Here is a 19,851-nt window from a genome sequence, read left to right on the forward strand (position 1 = left end):
CCCGGTGCGGTGGAGATCCGGCAGGCCCGCGTCGGACCGGCGCGGCCGGAGGGCGGATTCTCGCCTACTGGTGCTTCTTCCCTGTGTCCGACCGTCCGTCTGGGAGCGTTCGGACGCACCTCTAGACCCATCTGGGCCTACGGGCCGACCTTCGGCGTGGCACTGATCTGGTTGGCCGGGTGTCGGGCCGAACGCTTCTACACCACCGTGTTCGCCTGGAAGGCCCAGTCGTTCGGCAACCCGGAGTACCGACTGCTGATCACCGGAGCCGAGGGTGAGCCCGGCAGCAACGGCGCGCTCGCCGCCCGCACCGGCCCACCCGCGGACGGCTCGCTCGGGGCATGGGTGTGCACCGACACGGAGGGAACCTGTTCAACGCCCTGCAAAGCCAGCCACGGAAGGACTGAAGCCGCTGCGGACGCCGACAGCCTGATCACCGGCGGTCAGCGACGGGGCCAATGACCTCAGTTCCTCGGGGTCCTTCGGCGGTCGGCGGGCGCCTTCTGGCCGTGGTCCCGACCCACACGACGTGCTTGCGTCGGGATATGGGGAGAGGAGGTTCCCATGAGTATCTTCAGTAACCGTCGACGAACATGGGCGACCAGCGGAGCACTCGCCGGTGTCGTCATCATCGTGGCCGGGATCCTGTTCCTGGTCTCCCGGGACCAGCCGGGCACCCCCGGCGCGGCACCGCCCACCACGACGACGATCACCACGACCACCGCACCGTCCCCGGCGACGATGGCGGTCACGGTGTACTTCCACAAGGGTGCGGCGGACGACCCCACTCGGGTGGTGCCGGTCGTGCGGACCGTGCCCAGGACGGAGATGGTGGCGACCGCGGCGGTGCGGGAACTGCTCGGCGGCCCGACCGCCAGTGAGCGTGCGGCAGGTTACCGGTCGCAGTTCAGCGCCGCGACCGCGGGGCTGCTGCGCGGGGTGCGAGTGGACGGCGGTGTGGCGTACGTGGATTTCCACGATTTCAGCCGGATCATCCCGAGCGCGAGCTCCAGTTTCGGCAGCGCGGCGTTGCTGGCTGAGCTGGACACCACGGTCAAGCAGTTCGACAGTATGAGGTCCACTGTGTACTCGTTCGACGGCGACATCGACGCCTTCTATGAGTGGCTGCAGCTGTCCCCGCCGATCGGCACGCCCGACGAGCAGGCGGCGGGGATCGCGGCCGCCCGGCAGTTCCTCACCTCGGTGGTCGGCATGAACGATCCGCAGGCCGGACCGCTGCGGCTGACGGGTGATGCCACCGCACAGGTCACATTCCTGGCGCGCGGGCCGGACGGCAAACCGGTGCCGGGACTGGTCACCGTGGTGTCGTTGCGCAGGGAGGCCGGGTGGACGGTGACCGCCACGAGGACGGCGACCATCCTGGTCGTCTCACCGACCGCAGGGAACAAGATCACGTCTCCGGTGCGGGTCAGCGGGCGGGCACACGCCTTCGAAGGACTGGTGACCGTGCGCGTGCTGGCCGCCCGGGACGGCGGCACCGTCCTGATCGGGCAGGGATTTGTCACCGGCGGTGGTGACCAGCCGCGTCCGTTCAACGGCGAGATCACCTTCACCCGACCAGCCGGCGGCAACGGATGGCTGATCTTCACCGAGGAGTCCGCCGCCAACGGCGAGGTCATCCGGGCAACCTCGATCCGGATCGCCTTCCCACCCGCACCGCTGCCGCCCGCCTAGCCGGGAACAGCTCCGCCGGATCGGGCAACACGCGCTCACCTCGGCCGCCGGACGGCGCCGCCGCGGTGGCCGGGCCGGGATCAAGGATCCGGTCCCGCAGCAACGGGAACTCGGTGTGGACGTGGTCATCCATCGCGCGGGTGAACTCCGCGGTGAAGTAGAGCCGCAGCAGCGGGTCGAGAAGCCGGCCGACACCGGTGTATCCGGCGCGGATGGTGTGGCGGATCGCGACCGCGCCGTCCCGATCGGTCAACTCGAGGGTGAGCCAGACCGGCAGGCGGACCACTCGCTTGAGTTGCCACACGATCCTGCGTCCGGGGACGACGTCTACGACCGTGCCGGCCATCCGGACATGCCGGTTCCCGATGTACTCTTCCATGAAGACGGTGTCGCCGAGGTGCTCGCGGCCCTGAGTGCGCACGTGGAATCTGCGGTGCGTGCCCGGCCACCACTGTTGGTAGCGCTCATCGGTGCAGTTGAGCAGAAACTCGGTGATGGACAGGCCGGTCACCCGTTCCAGGTGGAGTGTGGACTCGATCGTGATCATCGTGAGCACTCCTTGCCAGCAGGACGAAAGGAGAGAACCGACAGGTGCTCCTGCTCCTCCGATCGTCGGAAGGCCGGCCGCGCTCGGACAGGGCCCAAGGTCCCGTGCTGTGCAACCGATGGTTCGCGGTGCCCACGCCGGATGGACCGCGGCTTGCGCGGGGACATTCGACAGGATGGGTCGTATTTGTTCGTCCCTCGCCTGGCCGACGTGGGCCGGGTCAGTCTGGGCAGGGGCGAGGGAGCTTCTGGTGCAGGCGACCGGGCGCCCGGTGCTACCGCGACTCGCTCCTCGACCACGGTGGGGTACATACCGTGATCGGTTGGACTTTGGTCCGACGTGGTCGCGGCGAAGGTCTCTGCCGAGTTCTGTCTCGTTGGCCCAGGATTGAGTTGTGAACGTGGGTGCCACGTCATCGGACTGCCGACAGTAGGGAGGGGTCATGTCTGACCGGCCGAATGACCCGTTGCTGCGGTTGCGGGGAGTCTGCAAGAACTTCGGGCCTGTGCGGGCCCTGGTCGATGTCGACCTCGATGTGCCGGCGGGTCAGGTGACCGCGCTGGCCGGCGACAACGGCGCCGGCAAGTCCGTGCTGATCAAGTGCATCGCCGGCATCTACACCCCAGACAGCGGGCAATTGTTCTGGCGCGGTGAACCGGTGCGCCTGCGCGGACCCCGGGACGCGGCGGCGCTCGGGATCGAGACCGTATACCAGGACCTCGCTCTGTGCGACAACCTCGACGTCGTGCAGAACATGTTCCTGGGCCGGGAAAAGCTTTGGCACCATGTGCTCGACGAGGGGAATATGGAAGCCGCTGCCGTCGACACCCTGCGCCGCCTCTCGGTGACCAGCATTCGCTCCGTTCACCAGCAGGTGCGGTCGCTGTCGGGTGGACAGCGGCAGTCGGTGGCCATCGCGAAGGCCGTGCTGTGGAACTCCCAGCTGGTGATCATGGACGAACCCACTGCGGCGTTGGGGGTCGCGCAGACCAAGGTCGTTCTCGGCCTGGTCCGCCGGTTGGCCGAGCGCGGGCTTGCCGTGATCCTCATCTCGCACAACATGAACGACGTCTTCGCGGTCGCCGACCGCATTGTGGTGCTCTATCTCGGCCGGGTCGTCGCCACCTGCCCGATTGTGGACATTGACCGCGGATCGGTGGTCGAGCTGATGACCACTGGCAGGTACGACAGCCGGTCGACAACGCCCGCGGCATGACTGCCGCGATGGCCGGAACCCGCTACGGATGGTTGCGGCGGGTGACTCTGGGCCGCCGGCCGGTTGGACACCGCCCGGTTCATCACCCACCGGTTCGCCCTCGAAGACATGCCCGATGCCTGCGAGGTCCTCGCCCAACCTCGTCAACCGCCGATGCGACGCCTCCCGGTCTCGGCGAGATCGGGAGGCGTCGGGTGAACCCGGTGAGCATGGTCAGGCGCTGGGGTACTTGGCCAGGATCTCCTGGAGGCGTGCGACGAAGCGCAGCGACTCGTCGTGCTCACGCTGCCAGACGTTGCGGCCGAAGATCAGTCCGGTGGCGCCGGCTTCCAGGGACTGCCGGGCCTTCTCGAGCATGGCTTCGTCGCCGGCCTTCTCGCCGCCGGAGACCAGGACCAGGGTGCGGTTGGCCGAGCACACCACCTGCTCGATGGCCTGCTGCGGGGAGAACTCGGCCGTGTACTGCGCGGGCGTGCCGGCCTTCTTCTCCGGGTGCGGGAAGTTCACCTTCACCACGTCGGCGCCCAGCTCACTGGCCACCCGCGCGGCGTAGTCCACGGCGTAGAACGAGTCCGCGCCGCCCTTGCCGGCGACCGCGGATCCGCGCGGGTAGGCCCAGACGATCAGCGGCATGCCGAAGCGCTCGGCGTCGGTGCGCACCTGCCGGTACTGCGCGAAGTCCCGTTCCTGCACGGGTGTCCCGACGTACAGGGTGTAGCCGACGGCGTCGGCGCCCAACCGCACGGCGTCGGCGACGGTCGCCTGCACCGGCGAGAGTGCTTCGTCGGCGGGCGGGATGTCGGTCTTGCCGTTGAGCTTGAGGACCAGGGGAACCTCGCCGGCATAGTCCCAGTAGAACTTCTCGGCCAGCCCGATCTGCAGGACGACGCCGTTGAATCCGCCCTCGATCGCCAGCCGCACGATGTAGCGCGGGTCACTCGCGGCCGGATTGGCGAAGAAGTCCCGTGGGCCGTGTTCGAATCCTTGGTCGTAGGGCAGGAACAGGGCGGTTCCGTTGCGCAGTCCGTGCTGATGGAGCAGCCGGTACAGCCGCGCCTTCTTTCCCGTGTCGAGCCCGAGCTGACGGATATCCAGTCGAGTCGTCATCGCGCACCACCCTTCCGGTTGGACGGCCTGTCCAGCCCAGGCTTCTACCGGCGGAACACCGTTCCCAAGGTCACGACGGCTCCTTCCGGCCGGGACCTTCGACTCGACAACGCCGAGTGCTGACCAAAGTCCCTTGAGAGGCCACCGGGACGGACGCAACGTAGGGACTGGAACCAACCGGTCGAAAAGCCGAGGAGGTGAAACAAATGGCAGACACACCGTCGAAGCCCTGGACCCGTGTCCAGGACTGGGTCACCCTGATCGCGGGCGCGTTCCTGGCGCTGTCGGCGATCTGGGTGGACGTCAGTACCGGTGGCGCGTGGGCGATGGTGGTCATCGGCGTGGCGATCGTCGGGCTGGCACTCGTCGCGCTGGCGATGCCCGGTGCGGTCATCGACGAGTGGGCGACTGCCGCGGGCGGCGTGGTCGCTTTCGTCGCGCCGTGGCTGTTCTCCTACGCCGACCAGAGTGGTGCGGCATGGACCTCGTGGGTCGTCGGGGTCGTGGTCACGTTGTTCGCGCTGGCCGCGATCCCCGCCAGCCTGGCGGACTACCGCGCCCAGCATGCCGCTGGATCCCCCGCGTGATCATGGTCAACTCGGTGCGCCGACCCCCATCATTTCCGGGCCGGCGCACCGCCACTTCTGGCAGCATCCCGAGGCCGGAAGTCCTCGGGTTGGGCGTTCGTTCGACTCTGCTGCCGTTCGGATCACCCGCTTAGCGTCAAAGTTGGGGGATTAGATGGTTGGGAGATCCGATGAAGCACAGCAAGATCACAGACCTGATGGTGCGCGAGGTGGCGTGGGTCCGGCCGGACACGCCGTTCAAGGCAGTCGCCGAGCTGCTGAAGGATCGTCGGGTGAACGGGGTGCCGGTGGCCGACGACGACCACCGGGTAGTGGGCGTGGTGTCCACCATGGACCTGTTGCCGAAACAGAGCCAGCACGAGCCGTCCGGCCTGCTCGCGCGGCTGGCGTTACCGAGCCGGCGGCGGGCGCGGGCCAAGGCGCAGGCGACGGTGGCCGGCGAACTGATGACCACTCCGGCGATCACCGTCGGCGAGGACGAGTCGGTGGTGCACGCGGCCAAGTTGTTGGAGCAGCACCAGATCACCCGGTTGCCGGTGGTGGACGGTGCCGGCCGGCTGGTCGGCATTCTCGGCCGGGGCGACCTGTTACCGGTGTTCCTGCGTCCGGACGAGGACATCCGCGACGAGGTCGTGCACGAGATCTTCGAACACGAGCTGGGCATGACGGTAACGCCCGCGACCGTGTCCGTGCGGGTGCGCGACGGCGTGGTGCACCTGACCGGCCAGTTGGAGTACCGCAGTCAGATCCCGGCCGCAGTAGCACTGACGCACCGGGTGGACGGCGTCATCGACGTCACCGAGGACCTGACCTGGGTGACCGATGACCGACACGGCCGACCCGGCGTGCCGGACACCACCGAGGCGCTTCTCGCCGTGCGCCGCGGTATCCGATAGCCCAGCCCCGACAGACACGCGGTCCGGAACGGTCGGACATGATCACGACGCGGTCGCCAGTGCGGATCCCGTCGTCGATCAGCTTCTCGGCCAGCGCGATGACCTGGCCGGTGAACCGCGCCCGGGTCACGGTCGCCCACCCGTCGCCGGCCGGGCGGGCGAACGCCGCCCGGTCGGGGTGATCGCCACTCGCGCCAGCAGATCATCGGTGATGTGCGCGCCCGCGCGCAGGGTCGCGGGGCTAAAGCCGGCATCAGACAGGGACTTTTGCCCGCAACGAGACGCTGTGACATGCGGGATCATCGGGGTGTGACGGCCGAACGGGACGAGCTGCCGCCGGGTTACCCGGTGGCCTACGAGCGGTCGCTTCGGCTGCGCGACGGGCGCACCGTGCGGGTGCGGCCGATTCTGCCGTCCGACGCTGCGGAACTGGCCGAGGCGATCCGCACGGCCGATCCGGACACGTTGCACCGCCGGTTCCTCGGCGCGCCGCCCCGGCTCACCCCGACCCTGCTGGCCCGGCTGACCACCATGGACTATGTGCGGCGCTTCGCCCTGGTCGCGCTCGACCCCGCCACCGAACGGGGCGTCGCGGTCGCCCGCTACGAGCCGCTCGAGGAGGGCGTCGTCGAGTTCGCCGTCGCGGTCGACCCGGCGTGGCGCCGGATCGGACTGGCCACCGCGTTGGTGGAGCTGCTCGCCGAGGCGGCGCTGGAACGCGGCATCCACTCCTTCGGCGCCTCCTACCTGGCCGGGAACCGTCCAATCACGGCGCTGCTCGCGCACGCCGGCCCCGGCGCCAAACAGCTGATCCAGCACGGCACCGCCGAGCTCGCCGTCACCCTCGACCGCGAACACCTCGCCGCCCTCCATCGTGATCTGGCCAGCCGCACCACCCGCGATCGACCGCCGCCGTAATGCCCGGTCGGGCGCGGACTTTCGCCTCCTGTGCCGCCGGGCATCCGCGCGCTGCACTGGGGGTGGAGGTGAAGTGTGATGTCGTTCGTGGACCGGGTGGATGCGGGCCGGCGGCTGGCCGGCTTGCTGGATCGGTTGCGCGGTCGGGACGTGGTGGTGCTCGGGTTGCCGCGTGGCGGCGTGCCGGTGGCTACCCCGGTGGCCCGGGCGTTGCGGGCGCCCCTGGACATGATCGTGGTGCGCAAGCTGGGTGTGCCGTTCCAGCCGGAGCTGGCGATGGGCGCGATCGGCGAGGACGGCGTGCGGATCCTCAACAGCGCGGTGCTGTGCGCGACCGCGGTCGAGGCGGCGGAGCTCGCAATGGTCGAGCGCCGACCAACGGCACGGCCGGCCGGGGCCAAGTGACCGGTTGGCCGGGTTCGAAATGCCATGGGCGCGACCGGTGATCGCGGACAGTCTTGATGGCACAGGGCTGTTACGTCTCGGATCGAGAGGAGCCCAGCCATGATCACCCTGTCCGAGCATCATATGGCCTGCCTGTTCCTGGTGACCTACCGGTGCGACAGCCTCTCCAATTCAATGGTGTGACGCCATGTCAACGTCGATCACGTTTCTCGGTGGGGTCGGCACGGTGACCGGCAGCAAGTTCCTGGTCCAGAGTGGACGATCGAGGCTGCTCGTCGACTGCGGACTGTTCCAGGGACTGGCGCCCTTGCGACGGCGGAACTGGCGGCCACCGCCGCTGGAGCTGAACGAATTGGACGCGGTGGTGCTCACGCACGCCCACCTCGATCACTGTGGTTATCTTCCGGTGCTGGTGCGCGCCGGCTGGCGGGGGCCGGTCTACACCACACCGGGGACCGCTGAGCTGGTGTCCATCGTGCTGGCCGACAGCGCTCATCTGATGGTGGAGGAGGCCGAGCACGCCAACAGGTACGGGTGGTCCAAGCACCATCCGGCGTTGCCGCTCTACGACGAGCGAGACGCCGACCGCGCCGTGCGCCAGATATCCACGCTGGACTTCGGGTGCGCCGCGAGCGTCGCCGGTGGCGTCGAGTTGGAGTTCGGCCGGGCCGGGCACATCCTCGGTTCGGCGCGGGCCCGGCTGCGGTTCGAGGGGGACCGGACCGTCGTGGTCAGCGGTGACCTGGGCCGCCCGGGCCACCAGGTGTTGTGCCCGCCGCAACCCCGGCCGTCGTGTGACGCGTTGCTGCTCGAGTCGACCTACGGCAACCGCGACCGGCACGACGAGGATGCGGCGGACCGGTTGGCCGACACGATCCGGCGCACCGCCGCCCGCGGCGGCAGCGTGCTGATCCCGGCCTTCGCCGTGGACCGCACCGAGGTGATCCTGATCGAACTGGCCAAGCTCGTGCGTGCCGAAGCCATTCCCGACCTGCCGATTCTGGTGGACTCGCCGATGGCGCTGGCCTCGCTGCGGGTCTACCGGCGGGCCCTGGCCGAACGCTGGACCGAGGTGCGCCCCGAACTCACCGACGCGGGCGATCCGTTCAACCCCGGGCACCTGGCCGAGCTTCGCACGGTGGCGGAGTCGATGACCGCCAACCGGCCCCGGATGCCCTCGATCGTCATCTCGGCGTCGGGCATGGCCACCGGCGGCCGGGTGCTCTACCACCTGGAGCACCTGCTACCGGATCGGCGCAACACCGTGGCCGTCGTCGGTTTCGCGGCCGCCGGGACCCGGGCCCGCCAACTGGCCACCGGCGCACGCGAACTCAAAATCCACGGCCGGTACGTGCCGGTGCGGGCCGAGATCGTCGTGCTCGACGCGTTCAGCGCACATGCCGACGCCGACGAGCTGATCGCCTGGGCGACGGCCGGACCGGCTCCGGACACCGCCTACCTGGTACACGGGGAACCCGAGGGATCCGCCACCCTGGCCAACCGCCTGCGCACCGAGCACGACTGGAACGCCGTGGTGCCCCGCGACGGCGAACGCGTGCTGATCTGAACCGCTTGGCAGCACCGCGCGGTAGCCCGGGTCAGGGACCTAGGGCTCGCCGGTACTCGTACGTTGGGCTCTACTGCGAGCTCTGTGCCGGCGGCATGGTCGGGGTAAGCGATGACGGGAGAAGTCATGACCGTGACGGATGAGCCTGGGGTGCGGGCACTGCTGGCCGACGGCCGGGTGGTGGCCGTTCGGGAGCTGGGGCCGGCCGATGAGGCGGAGGTGCTGGATCTGCACGCGCGGTTGTCCGATCGGGACCAGTATCTGCGGTTCTTCGGACCGTTGGCTCCGTTGGGGTCGGTGGCGCGGCGGATCGCGCGGGCGCGGGATGACGGGCATGGTGCGCTGGGTGCTTATCTGGACGGCGGGTTGGTTGGGGTGGCGCACTACGAGGTGCTTGGTGCCGATCCGGGTTCGGCGGAGATCGCTTTGGTGGTGGACGGTGCGGCGCAGGCCCATGGGGTGGGCACGCTGCTGCTGGAGCATCTGGCGTCGTTGGGCCGGGCGCGGGGGCTGCGGCGGTTCGTGGCCGACGTGCTGGCCGAGAACTACCGCATGATCAAGGTGTTCGTGGACGCCGGTCTGGCCTACCGGTGGACCGGTGGTGGCCCGGAGCGGCAGGTGGTGATCTCGCTCGAGCCGGACGAGACGTATCTGGAGGCGGTCGGGGAGCGGGAGCGGGTGGCCGATGTCGCCAGCCTCGTCGCCGTACTGCGGCCGGGTTCCGTTGCCGTGGTAGGTGCCGGGCGGCGGTCCGGGTCGGTGGGCAACGCGGTGCTGCGCAACCTGCGGGCCGCCGGGTTCACGGGAACGCTGTCCGCGGTGAACCCACACGCCAACGAGGTCGCCGGGGTGCGCTGCTGGCCGTCGGTGGCCGACCTACCCGAGGTACCGGACTTGGCCGTGGTGTGTGTCCCGGCGGCCGCCGTGCCGGACGCGGTGGAGCAGTGCGGGCGCCGGGGGATCCGGGCAGCGGTGGTGATCTCGGCCGGGTTGAGCGGATCCCGGCTAGGCCCGGCGGTGCTGGACGCGGTGCGCCGGCACGGCATGCGGCTGGTCGGCCCGAACTGTGTCGGGGTGGTCAACACCGATCCGGCAGTGCGCCTGGACGCCACGTTCGCGCGCGGGGCGGCGCCGGCCGGCCGGGTCGGCGTGGTCACCCAGTCCGGCGGGGTGGGTATCGCGCTGATGGAGTCGTTGCGCCAGTTGGGACTCGGTGTGTCCACTTTGGTGTCCACGGGGGACAAGTACGACGTGAGCAGCAACGACCTCTTGCTGTGGTGGCGGCAGGACACGCGCACCGACATCGCGGTGCTGTACCTGGAGTCGTTCGGCAACCCGCGCAAGTTCAGCCGCGTGGCCCGGGCGCTGGCCAGGACCAAGCCGGTGCTGGCGGTGCGGCCGGCGGGCAGCACTGTCGCGCAGCGCGCCGCCGCATCGCACACCGCCGCCACGGCCACACCCGCGGTCACCCGGGACGCGTTGTTCGAGCAGGCTGGGGTGATCGCCGTGGACACAGTCGGCGAACTCGTCGATACGATCGCCGCGCTGTCCTGGCAGCCGCTGCCGGCCGGCAACCGGGTGGTCGTGTTGAGCAACGCCGGCGGCTCCGGTGTGCTGGCCGCGGACGCTTGCGTCCACAACGGACTCATTGTCACTGAGCTGGCGCCGGCCACCACGGAGGCGCTGCGCGCCTTGCTGCCCGCCCAGGCCAGCGTCACCAACCCGGTGGACACCACCGCCACCGTCGATGCGCCCACCTTCGCCGCCTGCCTGGACGTGCTGTTGGCCGCGGACGAGGTCGACGCGGTCATGGCGGCCGGTGTGCCGACCGCGCTGGGTGATCCAATCACCGCGGTGGTCACCCTGGCCGGGAGTCTGGACAAGCCGGTGTTGGCGGTGCGACCAGGACAGCTGGCGTCGGTCACCGGCCTGGCCGCGACCTCGTCCACGATCGCCTGCTATGCCGACCCGGCCCCGGCCGCCGCGGCTCTGGGCCGGATCGCCCGCTACGCCGCCTGGCGGCGCCACCCCGCCGGCCACGTCCCGGATCTGACCGGACTGGCCGTGCCGGGCGCCACCGGCCTGGTCCGTACCCACCTCTCCGCCCTACCGTCTGGCGGTTGGCTGGAGCCGTTGGAGGTCACCGCGCTGCTGGAGTCCTTCGGGATCCCGGTACTGCGGCCGATCATCGCCGAGGACGCCGAGCAGGCCGTGGCCGCGTGGCGCCGGTTCGGCGCCCCGGTGGCGATCAAGGCGATCGCCGACACGGCACTGCACAAGAGCGCGGCCGGCGGGGTGCTGCTCGACCTCGCCGACGAGACCGAGGTCCGCGCCGCCGTGGATACCCTGGCGCAACGGTTCGGCGCCGCGCTGCGTGGGATGCAGGTCCAGCCGATGGTGCCGGCCGGCCGTGAGCTGATCGTCGGGGTCAGCTCCGATGAGCTGTTCGGGCCGTTGGTCGTGTTCGGTCTCGGCGGCACCGACACCGACCTGATCGCCGACCGCACCGCCCGCCTGGCCCCATTGACCGACACCGACGTCGAACGCATGGTGCACGGCCTGCGCAGCTCGCCGGCCCTGTTCGGCCCGAACGCGAAGAATCCGCTGCCCACCGATGACATCAGCGACGTGCTGCTGCGGGTCGGCCGGATGGCCGAACTCCTCCCCGAGATCGCCGAACTTGACCTTAACCCGTTGGTGGTCACCGAAACCGGGTGTGTGGCGGTCGATGCCCGGATCCGGATCGAACCCCGCCACCCCACTGACCCGTTCCTGCGCCGCCTGCGCGGCTGAGAGAGGAGGCTCGCGATGCGGGAATCGACCGTGTCCTCGGTGATGACCACCGAGGTGATCACTGTGACACCGCGGACGCCGTTCAAAGAGGTGGTCGCGGTGCTGTCCGGGAACGGCATCGCCGCCGTGCCCGTCGTGGGTGCGCAGGGCGAGTTGGTCGGCGTGGTGTCCGAGGCGGACGTGCTGGCCAAGCAGGAGTTCCACGCGGGTACCGACGCCCGGCCGCTGGGCCCGGCCCGCCGGGCGCGCTGGTCGCGGGCGCGGGGGCTGTGCGCGGCCGAGGTGATGTCCGCGCCGGTGTTCACCATCGGGCCGGGCGAGCCGGTCGCGGTCGCCGCCCGCCGGATGGCGGAACGGCGCGTGCGGCGGCTGTTCGTCCTCGACGCCGACGGCGACCTGGTGGGCGTGGTGTCCCGGCGCGACGTGCTGCGCACCTTCCTGCGCCCGGACCACGACATCCGGGCCGATGTCGATTCCGCCCTGCGGGCCGGTCTGGGTCACGTCGCCGGCCGGGTGACCGTGCGGGTCCGCGATGGCGTGGTCATCCTGGACGGAAGCCTGGACCTGCACAGCGAAGCATTGGTGGCGCGGGGATTGTCCTGGGCCGTCCCGGGCGTGGTCGGCGTCGTGGACGACCTGACCTACCGCGCGGAGACCGTCTCCGAACTCGACGCCTTGTAAGGCGCTGTCGGGTCATTGTTGCCGTCTTCTCGGTGCCATACCAGGCAGGTAGCCGATCACGTGGTGCACCGGTCGGCGCGGGCTTTCCGGGAGTGGTTCGGCGGCGGTCGGGGCCCAGCCGATCCGCAGGATCAGTTGGGGCACGGCCGCGCCGTCGAGTACGTGTTCCTGGATCGCGGCCCGGGTGCCGGCGACTTCCAGTGCCTGGGAGAGTGGGCAACTGGCCAGCATCAGGTCGGTCGCGGTGAGCAGCACGATGCTGGCGGCCTCGCCGGCGCGCAGCCGGGATCGGGGATCGTCGTCGGGTGTGGCGAGCACGAGCAGCGCGCCGGCGTCGTCATCCTCCACTGTGGACTCATTGAGTGTTCCGCTGGTGAACTGCCGCATCGGTGTGTCGCCATGCCACCTCGGCCCGGCTGGTGTGCTGGCGGCCAGGACGCCGTCCTGGGTGCGGGTGCGGCGGCCGGTCCAGTGCGCCAGCTCGGCGTCGTAGCCGGGGCTGTTGGCCTGGCGACCGGCGGCTTCGGCGAGCGCGCGGACGAGGTGGCGGCGGATGGGCGGTTCGGTAACCGGAACCAGCAGGGCCCCGGCCCGGCTGGCCCGGCGCAGCAACAGGTTCAGGTGTCCGGTGGGTACCGGCCACGAGGAGAATCGCCGCCGGTCGGTCCGGCGCTTCGGGATCGCCGCCGCGAGCGCGATGTCCTGTTCGGACGGGAGGTATGGCCCGGGCTCCAGGGCGGCCAGGTAGGCGCGGTCGGCCGGGTTGGGGAGGCGTTGGACAGCGCCGGCCCAGCCGTAGGACGCCAGTGCGACGGTCAGGTGGTGCAACGCGGCGCCGCAGCTGATCAGCAGGTCGCGGCCGTCCGGGTCGGTGGCCGGCAGGTGGCGGCTCCAGTCGGCCATCAGGTGCACGCTGGCGTCGCCGACCAGCCACCGCCAGGGCTGGGTGTTGTGCACCGATGGCGCCCGGGTGGCCAGGGCGATGGCACCGCGGACGGCCAGGTGATCGGGTCGGGTGGCGGACATGACGGGCTCCTTGTCGGTTATCCCTTCGCCGCGGTGGCCAGCGTGTCGGCGATCTGGCCGGCCCAGGTACGGATCTCGGTGAAGTCGCGGGAGTCGCCGGGCATCCGCTTGGCGAGTTGGCGGTCGAAGAACCCGGTGGCGAGGCCGGGGTCGAGTCGGCCGCCGAAGACGGTCGGTGCTTCGGCGCCGATGCGGGCGGCGCGTTTGCGGCCGCCGGGCGAGGCGGTGAGCTTCTCGGGTCGGTTGTCGATCCAGCCGCTTTCGAACAGCCACACCGGATGCCGGGCCAGCTCCGCGCTGTGCCGGTTGACCCAGTGGGTGGCTTCGGACCGCCACCGGCCGGCGTAGACCGCACTGCCCAGCACCACCGCGTCGTAGTAGTCGGGGGAGTCGGCCTCGCGGACGTTGCGCACCTCGGCCCGCAGGCCGTGCTTCTGGAGTTCCGCGCCGATCGCCTCGGCGATGTCCTTGGTCGATCCCATCTTGCTGGCGAAGGCCACTAGTACTCGTGTCATACCGTCACCGTGCGCCGCCGGCCGGGCTGGCGGCAGTGCCGCAGGCCCCATGTGGCCCGGGACCTCCGTCCGTACCGGACGGACCGTCGTTCTCTGGGGCGCCCGGTGCGGCGGGATGAGCGTGGGGGTATGACAACGACGACTTCTTCCGCGATCCGCTTGGACGCGCGGCTGGACGAGCAGCCCAGTCGTGGTCTGTGGCTGGTCAAGTGGCTGCTGCTGATCCCGCACTTCATCGTGCTTTCCTTCTTGTGGTTGGCCTTCACGGTGCTCACGGTGGTCGTGTTCTTCGCCATCCTGTTCTCCGGGCGCTACCCGAGGTCGATCTTCGAGTTCAACGTCGGGGTGCTGCGGTGGACCTGGCGGGTGTGGTACTACGGCTACGGTGCGCTGGCCACCGACCGGTATCCGCCGTTCTCGCTCGGCGCCGAGCCGGACTATCCGGCCACGCTGGACGTGGCCTATCCGGAGCGGCTTTCCCGCGGTCTGGTTCTGGTCAAGTGGTGGCTGCTGGCTTTGCCGCACTATCTGGTGCTGGCCTTCTTTATCGGCAGCGGGTTCGTGCTGTGGCGCTTCGGCGGTGGACTGATCACCCTGCTGGCGGTCATCGCCGGGGTGGTGCTGCTGTTCACCGGCCGTTACCCGCGCGAGGTCTACGACCTCGTGCTGGGTATGGACCGCTGGGTGTTCCGGGTCGGCGCCTACACCGCGCTGATGACCGACGAGTACCCACCGTTCCGGTTGGACACCGGCGGCACCGACCCGGCCGGCCCGCGCGACGAGCAGCCGCGACACGAGCCGGCATCGACGCCGGCCGGGTGGACCGCCGGCCGGGTCACCGGCGTGGTGGTCGGAGCGCTGCTGCTGGTCACCGGTCTGGGCGCGGCCGCGGGCGGTGGCACGCTGCTGTGGTTCGACAGCACCCAGCGCGATGCGGCCGGCTACGTCACCACGGGCATCGAGCGGTTCACTGATCCGGGATACGCGCTGCGGTTCGACGCCGCCGACGTGGTCCAACGGGGGACCGGCGCCCCGGCCGAGGTCACCTGGCTTGGCCAGGTTCGGGTCCAGGCCACGGGGTCCGGTACCGGTCCGCTGTTCGTGGGCATCGGCAGGACCGAGGACGTGAACCGGTACCTGGCCGCGGTGCCGCACGGCCGGTTTGACGAGCGGCATCCGGGGATGATGCAGGCCTTCCGGACGATGGCCGGCATCCGTCCACCGGCCGCGCCGACCCGGCAGGATTTCTGGGTGGCGTCGACCTCCGGTGCGACTCCGCTGTCGCTGACCTGGAATCCGCAACCGGGAAACTGGTCGCTGGTGGTGATGAACGCCGACGCGGGTTCCGGCGTGCGCGCGGATCTCGACATCGGCGCGACCGCGCCGTTCCTGGGTCCGGTCGCGTGGTCGCTGCTGGGTGTCGGTGTTGCTTTCCTGGTCGGTGGTTCGGTGCTGGTCGCGGTGACCGTCCGGCCGCGCCGGGAGGTTACTGCGGTTGGTCGGTGAAGGCGGGGGCGGCGGTGTTGAAGGTGTGGAACACCCGGCGCAGGTCGTCCTCGCTCATGCCGCACCGGCGCAACAGGGGCAGGAGTGCGGGCACCTTGGGGTCGCGCATGGGTCCGAAGCAGCCGTAGCAGCCGCGTCGGTAGGCGGGGCAGATGGCGCCGCAGCCGGCGTGGGTGACCGGGCCGAGGCAGGGTGTGTGGTGGGCGACCATGACGCAGGTGATGCCCGCGCGTTTGCATTCGGTGCACACGCTGGTGTCGGGCAGGTCGGGCTTGCGGCCGGCGAGGTAGGCGGTGAGCACTTCGAGGAGTTGGCGTTTGTCGATGGGGCAGCCGCGCAGTTCGTAGTCCACCGGGACGTGTGCGGAGATCGGGGTGCTGGTGGCGAGGGTGTGGATGTGTTGGGGTGCTGCGTAGACGAGTGTGGTGAACTCGTTGACGTCGGCGAAGTTGCGTAGGGCCTGGATGCCGCCCGCGGTGGCGCAGGCGCCGATGACGATCAGCACGCGGGACTGGTCCCGGATCCAGCGGATGCGTTCGGCTTCCTCCGGGGTGCTGACCGAGCCTTCCACGATGGACACGTCGTACGGGCCGGGTTCGGAGACGCTGGTGGCTTCGAGGAAGTGGCTGATGTGGATGGTGCCGGCGAGGGTGAGCAGTTCGTCTTCGCAGTCCAGCAGGGTGAGTTGGCAGCCGTCGCACGAGGTGAACTTCCACACGGCCAGTGTTGGTTGGTTCATCACAGCTCCCGGACCTCGAGTAGCGGTGCGGCGACGGGGTAGGGCACCACCGGGCCGTCCCGGCAGGTCAGCAGTGGGCCGAGTTGGCAGTGGCCGCACAGCCCGATCCCGCATTTCATGTTGCGCTCCAGGGACACCTGGATCCGTGCCGGCGGGACCCGCTTGTCCAGCAGGGTGCTGGCGCAGAACCGCATCATCGGTTCCGGTCCGCACAGCAGGGCGGTGGTGCGCTCGGGAGTCAGCCGCAGCGCGGCCAGCGGTTCGGTGACCAGGCCAACACCGCCGATCCAACCGGCGCCAGGGCGATCGACCGTCACCGCCAGCTCGATGTCGTCGCGGGCGGACAGCGCCGCGAGCTCGTCGGTGAACAGCAGTTCGGCCGGCGCTCTCGCGCCGGCAATCAGCACGATCCGGCCGTAGCGGCGACGATGCCGCAGGGCGTGCAGCAGGGCCGGCCGCAGCGGCGCCAGTCCGATGCCTCCGGCGACCAGCACCAGGTCCGAGCCGGCCGGCCCGTCGAGATCCCACGCGGTACCGAACGGGCCGCGCACCCCGACCGCCGTGCCCGGCTCCGCGTGCCGCAGTGCCCGGCTGACCGCGCCGACCCCGCGAATGGTGTGCACCAGCGCACCGTCATCCGCCTCCGGGTCGCCGCTGACCGAGATCGGTATCTCACCGACGCCGAAGACGTAGAGCATGGTGAACTGGCCCGGCAGAAACGGCCGAATTGGCTCGCTTTCCGGGCGCAGGACCAGGGTCGCGGTGTCCGGCGTCTCGGTGTGGTTGGCGGCGACATAGTAGGGAAGCGGCAGCCAGGGGTCGGCCTCAGCCCGGCGCGGTGTCGTCGCGGTGGTCATCGCCTGCTCCCTTCCGTTGCTCGACGAGGGCGGCCATCTCGGCGGTCAGGTCGATACCGGCCGGGCACCAGGCGATGCACCGTCCGCATCCGACACATCCGGAGGTGCCGAACTGGTCGTGCCAGGTGCCCAGCTTGTGGGTCAGCCACTGCCGGTAGCGGCTGGCTCCCGAGGTGCGCACCTCGCCGCCGTGGATGTAGGAGTAGTCCAGCTCGAAGCAGGACGCCCAGCGCTCCCACCGCTGTGCGTGGTCACCGGTCAGATCGGTGACATCCTCGGTGGTGGTGCAGAAGCAGGTCGGGCAGACCATGGTGCAGTTGGCGCACATCAGGCACCGGCTCGCCACGTCGGTCCAGTGGTCGGACTCCCGGCTGGCGGTCAGCACGTCCGGCAGGTCGGCGGCCGGCATGGCCCGGCCCATCCGGTCCGCGGCCGCGTCGACCGCGGCACGCGCCGCCTCGACCTGGTCCGGTGCGGCCGGCCGCGTCGGCACCGCCGCGAGCACCTCGGCGCCCCGCTCGCTGCCGATCTCGACCACGAACCCGTCCGCACGTTCGGTCAGCGCCAGATCATGCCCCGCGCCCACACCGGGCCCGCAGCCCATGGACGCGCAGAAACACACCCCACCCGGCTCGGTGCAGTTCACCGCGACGATGAAGATCCCCGCGCGCCGGTCGTGGTAGCGGCCGCCGTGATCCAGCACCCGGTCCAGCACCCCGATCGCGGCCAGATCACAGCCCCGCACCCCCAGGAAGGCATACCGAACCGGCTCGGGCTCCTCGGTGCTCACCCGGAACCCGGCCTCATCCCGTTCGGCCGACCACAACTTCGCCCGGGACGGATGCAGAAACCGTTTCCACGACTGAGATCCAGCACTGTGCGCGAACACCGCGTCATCCGCACGGCGCCGCAGGCGGTAGTGCCCGGGTCCGACCTCGACACCCCACCCGGCCGGCAACTCCCGCGCCGAGGACAGCTCGTCCAGCACGATCGCCCCGTCCCGCACGGTCGGACCGACCACCCGGTAGCCACGCTCCCGCAGCACCTCGACCAACCGGTCGAGACCGTCCCGGGTCAGCCAGGCCATCGTCGCCTCCATCGGTTGTCGCTGGCTCGATCGTCCCGCGTCGCCGGTTCGGGCCCCAGAGACCGACGGCTTACCCGCGGCGGGACCAAGGGCCCCACCGGCGGCCGGGCGCGGCGATCGAGGTCGAAGGTCCGCCGATGGAGGTCCGCGGTCGGTGTCCACGGCGGCGCGGGTCGATCAGAGTGGGTCGTCGGGCGCCTCGACGAGAGGACACACGATGATCACTCAGGTCACCGCGACGACCGTGGCCACGGTGATGACCCGTGATCCAGGTGCGGTCGCCGTGCACGCCGTACAAGGCCGTGCTGGAGTTGCTCACCCGACGGGGGATCGGCGCGGTCGAGGTAGTCACCGCGACCGGTCGGGTGCTCGGCGTGGTGTCCGAGCGGACCTGTTGCGCAGCGGCCGGAAGTCCCGGCGGCGGCACGGCCGGGATGTGGGACGGCTCACCGCCGGGGAGCTGATGAGCTCGCCGGCGATCACAGTGCGGGTGAGCGTCGACCACGGGGGTCGTCGCGCTGACCGGCTGGCTGCCCTGGCGGGCCGACATCGACTCCGCCTTCACCTGGGTAGCCGCCGTTCCCGCGTGCTCAGCATCAGCGACCGGCTGGTCGCCGCGTTCGACGGGCGCCCCCGTTGAGGCCAGCCGATCAGACCTGGGTCTCGTCCGGCGCCGTCCCGCCGTCCCGGCCGGGCGGCGGCGTGCTGTGGTGGGTCTCCCGGTAGATGGCGGCGTCGACCAGCCGCCGGACCGGGTCGCCGGATGTCGGTGTGTGGCCGGCCCGGGACAGCACGTCCCTCCGGGCCTCCTCGCTGGCGGCGAAGTTCTCCCACTCGCTCATCGTCCTCACCTCCGTCCGCTGAATCCTGCCGCCTCGCAGGCTCGGCGGCAGGGCGGTGTTCACGGTTCGCTCGCAAGCTCGCGACAGGTTCAGCACAACAGGAGGGCTGGCGGTGCCGCGCCGGTCTGAGGTCCCACACCGGTGGGGTCTTTGGTCGCGTTCAGTTTTCGTGGGTGATGTCGACGGCTATGGCGTCGGGGATGTGCAGGTGGGTGTCGTCGTAGGCGTAGGTGAGTTCGGAGTGGACGTCGATGACGCCGTCGACGCGGCGGGTGAGGGCTTCGGCGATGGGAACCATGCTGCGGCGTTGGAGTTGGCGTGCAGGGAAACCATGCCGTCGTGCACCTGGATGGTGACGGTGGCCGGGTCGACCACGGTGTCGAGGTTGCGTTCGAAGACGATGTCCTTGAACGGGGCCGATTCCGCGACGGTGGCCACGTCGGTGGTCATGACGTTGCGGATCTTTCGGTGCTTCATCACGAACCTCCTGTCGTCCTGATGGGAAGGCCCGGCCGGGCGGGGCCCCGGCCGGGCGTGTCGGGGGTGGGTCAGATCAGCCAGCGGTTGCGGCGCACGATGTCGAGCCGTTCCCAGCGGCGGCCCAGGCCGTAGTAGCGGCCGGCGTAGAGGGCGGCGAGGGTGAGCAGGACCAGGGCGTAGATGATGTGGTCGTCGAGGATCGGGTTGGTCGAGCGGGTCAGTTCGCCGGTGGCGGTGTGTTGGGCAAGTGGCCATTCGGCGGCCCACATCAGCAGCAGCATCAGCGAGCCGCTGACCGCGGCGATGCGCATTGCGACGCCGGTCAGTAGGGCGATGCCGATGCCGGCCAGGCCGAGCATGAACAGCCAGTTGGCCCAGGGGTCGCCG

Annotated in this window: 22 protein-coding genes and 1 pseudogene; 13 read left to right on the top strand and 10 right to left on the bottom strand. The window is 70.3% G+C overall.

The window, feature by feature from the left end; genetic code table 11:
* Positions 1 to 9 precede the first annotated feature (9 nt).
* Both VFV67_RS30180 and VFV67_RS30185 read left to right on the top strand, forming a co-directional pair.
* A complete protein-coding gene (locus tag VFV67_RS30180; protein WP_326474079.1) occupies positions 10 to 462 on the top strand; it encodes a hypothetical protein in 453 nt (150 codons plus the stop codon).
* A gap of 102 nt (positions 463 to 564) precedes the next feature.
* Positions 565 to 1,695: a Gmad2 immunoglobulin-like domain-containing protein gene (locus tag VFV67_RS30185; RefSeq protein ID WP_326474080.1), complete on the top strand. Its 1,131-nt coding sequence runs from the start codon at positions 565 to 567 to the stop codon at positions 1,693 to 1,695.
* Here the strand turns inward: VFV67_RS30185 and VFV67_RS30190 are convergent.
* Positions 1,637 to 2,242: a hypothetical protein gene (locus VFV67_RS30190; protein WP_326474081.1), complete on the bottom strand. Its 606-nt coding sequence runs from the start codon at positions 2,240 to 2,242 to the stop codon at positions 1,637 to 1,639. The two genes, VFV67_RS30185 and VFV67_RS30190, sit on opposite strands and share 59 nt — an antisense overlap.
* A gap of 442 nt (positions 2,243 to 2,684) precedes the next feature.
* Between VFV67_RS30190 and VFV67_RS30195 the strand changes: the two genes are divergently transcribed.
* On the top strand, positions 2,685 to 3,458 hold the full coding sequence (locus tag VFV67_RS30195; RefSeq protein WP_326474082.1) for an ATP-binding cassette domain-containing protein: 774 nt from the start codon (positions 2,685 to 2,687) through the stop codon (positions 3,456 to 3,458).
* 213 nt (positions 3,459 to 3,671) lie between these two features.
* On the opposite strand, the gene VFV67_RS30200 is transcribed toward VFV67_RS30195, so the two are convergent.
* Positions 3,672 to 4,565 (bottom strand): fructose-bisphosphate aldolase, encoded by an 894-nt coding sequence (locus VFV67_RS30200; protein ID WP_326474083.1) that lies wholly within the window; start codon positions 4,563 to 4,565, stop codon positions 3,672 to 3,674.
* Positions 4,566 to 4,771: 206 nt separating this feature from the next.
* On the opposite strand from VFV67_RS30200, the gene VFV67_RS30205 reads away from it, so the two are divergent.
* From VFV67_RS30205 to VFV67_RS30240, 8 genes are all read left to right on the top strand, one after another.
* Positions 4,772 to 5,152: an SPW repeat domain-containing protein gene (locus VFV67_RS30205; protein WP_326474084.1), complete on the top strand. Its 381-nt coding sequence runs from the start codon at positions 4,772 to 4,774 to the stop codon at positions 5,150 to 5,152.
* A gap of 170 nt (positions 5,153 to 5,322) precedes the next feature.
* Positions 5,323 to 6,048: a CBS domain-containing protein gene (locus VFV67_RS30210; protein WP_326474085.1), complete on the top strand. Its 726-nt coding sequence runs from the start codon at positions 5,323 to 5,325 to the stop codon at positions 6,046 to 6,048.
* Between the two features lie 38 nt (positions 6,049 to 6,086).
* Positions 6,087 to 6,230 (top strand): hypothetical protein, encoded by a 144-nt coding sequence (locus tag VFV67_RS30215; protein ID WP_326474086.1) that lies wholly within the window; start codon positions 6,087 to 6,089, stop codon positions 6,228 to 6,230.
* Positions 6,231 to 6,357: 127 nt separating this feature from the next.
* Positions 6,358 to 6,966, top strand: coding sequence for a GNAT family N-acetyltransferase (locus VFV67_RS30220; protein ID WP_326474087.1), 609 nt, complete (start codon positions 6,358 to 6,360; stop codon positions 6,964 to 6,966).
* A 78-nt stretch (positions 6,967 to 7,044) separates the two neighbouring features.
* The gene (locus VFV67_RS30225; RefSeq protein WP_326474088.1) at positions 7,045 to 7,371 is read left to right on the top strand and encodes a phosphoribosyltransferase family protein; all 327 of its coding nucleotides are present in this window, start codon (positions 7,045 to 7,047) and stop codon (positions 7,369 to 7,371) included.
* Positions 7,372 to 7,558: 187 nt separating this feature from the next.
* Positions 7,559 to 8,938 carry an MBL fold metallo-hydrolase gene (locus VFV67_RS30230; protein ID WP_326474089.1) on the top strand — a complete coding sequence of 460 codons (1,380 nt, stop codon included), beginning with the start codon at positions 7,559 to 7,561 and terminating at the stop codon, positions 8,936 to 8,938.
* A gap of 126 nt (positions 8,939 to 9,064) precedes the next feature.
* Positions 9,065 to 11,731 (top strand): GNAT family N-acetyltransferase, encoded by a 2,667-nt coding sequence (locus VFV67_RS30235; protein WP_326474090.1) that lies wholly within the window; start codon positions 9,065 to 9,067, stop codon positions 11,729 to 11,731.
* Between the two features lie 15 nt (positions 11,732 to 11,746).
* Positions 11,747 to 12,412: a CBS domain-containing protein gene (locus tag VFV67_RS30240; RefSeq protein ID WP_326474091.1), complete on the top strand. Its 666-nt coding sequence runs from the start codon at positions 11,747 to 11,749 to the stop codon at positions 12,410 to 12,412.
* A gap of 12 nt (positions 12,413 to 12,424) precedes the next feature.
* Here VFV67_RS30240 and VFV67_RS30245 read toward each other — a convergent pair whose 3' ends face one another.
* Both VFV67_RS30245 and VFV67_RS30250 read right to left on the bottom strand, forming a co-directional pair.
* Positions 12,425 to 13,438: an Acg family FMN-binding oxidoreductase gene (locus VFV67_RS30245; protein WP_326474092.1), complete on the bottom strand. Its 1,014-nt coding sequence runs from the start codon at positions 13,436 to 13,438 to the stop codon at positions 12,425 to 12,427.
* Between the two features lie 17 nt (positions 13,439 to 13,455).
* On the bottom strand, positions 13,456 to 13,953 hold the full coding sequence (locus VFV67_RS30250) for a flavodoxin domain-containing protein (RefSeq protein ID WP_326474093.1): 498 nt from the start codon (positions 13,951 to 13,953) through the stop codon (positions 13,456 to 13,458).
* Positions 13,954 to 14,082: 129 nt separating this feature from the next.
* On the opposite strand from VFV67_RS30250, the gene VFV67_RS30255 reads away from it, so the two are divergent.
* Entirely contained in the window at positions 14,083 to 15,459 is a 1,377-nt protein-coding gene (locus VFV67_RS30255) for a DUF4389 domain-containing protein (protein ID WP_326474094.1), read from the top strand.
* Here VFV67_RS30255 and VFV67_RS30260 read toward each other — a convergent pair.
* Genes VFV67_RS30260 through VFV67_RS30270 form a run of 3 tightly spaced genes read right to left on the bottom strand, consistent with a single transcriptional unit; the run spans position 15,440 to position 18,142 of the window.
* Complete coding sequence (locus VFV67_RS30260) at positions 15,440 to 16,198, bottom strand: oxidoreductase (protein ID WP_326474095.1); 759 nt, start codon at positions 16,196 to 16,198, stop codon at positions 15,440 to 15,442. The two genes, VFV67_RS30255 and VFV67_RS30260, sit on opposite strands and share 20 nt — an antisense overlap.
* Positions 16,198 to 17,055 (bottom strand): FAD/NAD(P)-binding protein, encoded by an 858-nt coding sequence (locus VFV67_RS30265; RefSeq protein WP_326474096.1) that lies wholly within the window; start codon positions 17,053 to 17,055, stop codon positions 16,198 to 16,200. The genes VFV67_RS30260 and VFV67_RS30265 overlap by 1 nt, the downstream gene beginning before the upstream one ends.
* Entirely contained in the window at positions 17,024 to 18,142 is a 1,119-nt protein-coding gene (locus VFV67_RS30270; RefSeq protein ID WP_326474097.1) for a 4Fe-4S dicluster domain-containing protein, read from the bottom strand. The genes VFV67_RS30265 and VFV67_RS30270 overlap by 32 nt, the downstream gene beginning before the upstream one ends.
* Before the next feature lie 263 nt (positions 18,143 to 18,405).
* Between VFV67_RS30270 and VFV67_RS30275 the strand changes: the two genes are divergently transcribed.
* The gene (locus VFV67_RS30275; protein ID WP_326474098.1) at positions 18,406 to 18,606 is read left to right on the top strand and encodes a hypothetical protein; all 201 of its coding nucleotides are present in this window, start codon (positions 18,406 to 18,408) and stop codon (positions 18,604 to 18,606) included.
* A gap of 186 nt (positions 18,607 to 18,792) precedes the next feature.
* Here VFV67_RS30275 and VFV67_RS30280 read toward each other — a convergent pair whose 3' ends face one another.
* The 3 genes and pseudogenes from VFV67_RS30280 to VFV67_RS30290 form a co-directional block, all read right to left on the bottom strand.
* On the bottom strand, positions 18,793 to 18,984 hold the full coding sequence (locus VFV67_RS30280) for a hypothetical protein (RefSeq protein WP_326474099.1): 192 nt from the start codon (positions 18,982 to 18,984) through the stop codon (positions 18,793 to 18,795).
* Between the two features lie 160 nt (positions 18,985 to 19,144).
* On the bottom strand, positions 19,145 to 19,282 hold the full coding sequence (locus tag VFV67_RS30285) for a hypothetical protein (RefSeq protein ID WP_326474100.1): 138 nt from the start codon (positions 19,280 to 19,282) through the stop codon (positions 19,145 to 19,147).
* A 250-nt stretch (positions 19,283 to 19,532) separates the two neighbouring features.
* Positions 19,533 to 19,851: pseudogene (locus tag VFV67_RS30290) on the bottom strand (hypothetical protein); the annotation flags it as partial.

Origin of the sequence: Actinophytocola sp., from assembly GCF_035762905.1 — a bacterium.
Classification (GTDB): Bacteria; Actinomycetota; Actinomycetes; order Mycobacteriales; family Pseudonocardiaceae; genus DASYTH01.

Bases quoted from the DNA above. Each gene is read 5' to 3' on its own strand.
- VFV67_RS30250 (WP_326474093.1), bottom strand. From the start codon at position 13,953: ATGACACGAGTACTAGTGGCCTTCGCCAGCAAGATGGGATCGACCAAG.
- VFV67_RS30230 (WP_326474089.1), top strand. From the start codon at position 7,559: ATGTCAACGTCGATCACGTTTCTCGGTGGGGTCGGCACGGTGACCGGC.
- VFV67_RS30205 (WP_326474084.1), top strand. From the start codon at position 4,772: ATGGCAGACACACCGTCGAAGCCCTGGACCCGTGTCCAGGACTGGGTC.
- VFV67_RS30280 (WP_326474099.1), bottom strand. From the start codon at position 18,984: ATGAGCGAGTGGGAGAACTTCGCCGCCAGCGAGGAGGCCCGGAGGGAC.
- VFV67_RS30200 (WP_326474083.1), bottom strand. From the start codon at position 4,565: ATGACGACTCGACTGGATATCCGTCAGCTCGGGCTCGACACGGGAAAG.
- VFV67_RS30215 (WP_326474086.1), top strand. From the start codon at position 6,087: ATGATCACGACGCGGTCGCCAGTGCGGATCCCGTCGTCGATCAGCTTC.
- VFV67_RS30265 (WP_326474096.1), bottom strand. From the start codon at position 17,055: ATGACCACCGCGACGACACCGCGCCGGGCTGAGGCCGACCCCTGGCTG.
- VFV67_RS30245 (WP_326474092.1), bottom strand. From the start codon at position 13,438: ATGTCCGCCACCCGACCCGATCACCTGGCCGTCCGCGGTGCCATCGCC.
- VFV67_RS30235 (WP_326474090.1), top strand. From the start codon at position 9,065: ATGACCGTGACGGATGAGCCTGGGGTGCGGGCACTGCTGGCCGACGGC.
- VFV67_RS30270 (WP_326474097.1), bottom strand. From the start codon at position 18,142: ATGGCCTGGCTGACCCGGGACGGTCTCGACCGGTTGGTCGAGGTGCTG.
- VFV67_RS30285 (WP_326474100.1), bottom strand. From the start codon at position 19,282: ATGGTTCCCATCGCCGAAGCCCTCACCCGCCGCGTCGACGGCGTCATC.
- VFV67_RS30260 (WP_326474095.1), bottom strand. From the start codon at position 16,198: ATGAACCAACCAACACTGGCCGTGTGGAAGTTCACCTCGTGCGACGGC.
- VFV67_RS30255 (WP_326474094.1), top strand. From the start codon at position 14,083: ATGACAACGACGACTTCTTCCGCGATCCGCTTGGACGCGCGGCTGGAC.
- VFV67_RS30210 (WP_326474085.1), top strand. From the start codon at position 5,323: ATGAAGCACAGCAAGATCACAGACCTGATGGTGCGCGAGGTGGCGTGG.
- VFV67_RS30185 (WP_326474080.1), top strand. From the start codon at position 565: ATGAGTATCTTCAGTAACCGTCGACGAACATGGGCGACCAGCGGAGCA.
- VFV67_RS30190 (WP_326474081.1), bottom strand. From the start codon at position 2,242: ATGATCACGATCGAGTCCACACTCCACCTGGAACGGGTGACCGGCCTG.
- VFV67_RS30225 (WP_326474088.1), top strand. From the start codon at position 7,045: ATGTCGTTCGTGGACCGGGTGGATGCGGGCCGGCGGCTGGCCGGCTTG.
- VFV67_RS30240 (WP_326474091.1), top strand. From the start codon at position 11,747: ATGCGGGAATCGACCGTGTCCTCGGTGATGACCACCGAGGTGATCACT.
- VFV67_RS30195 (WP_326474082.1), top strand. From the start codon at position 2,685: ATGTCTGACCGGCCGAATGACCCGTTGCTGCGGTTGCGGGGAGTCTGC.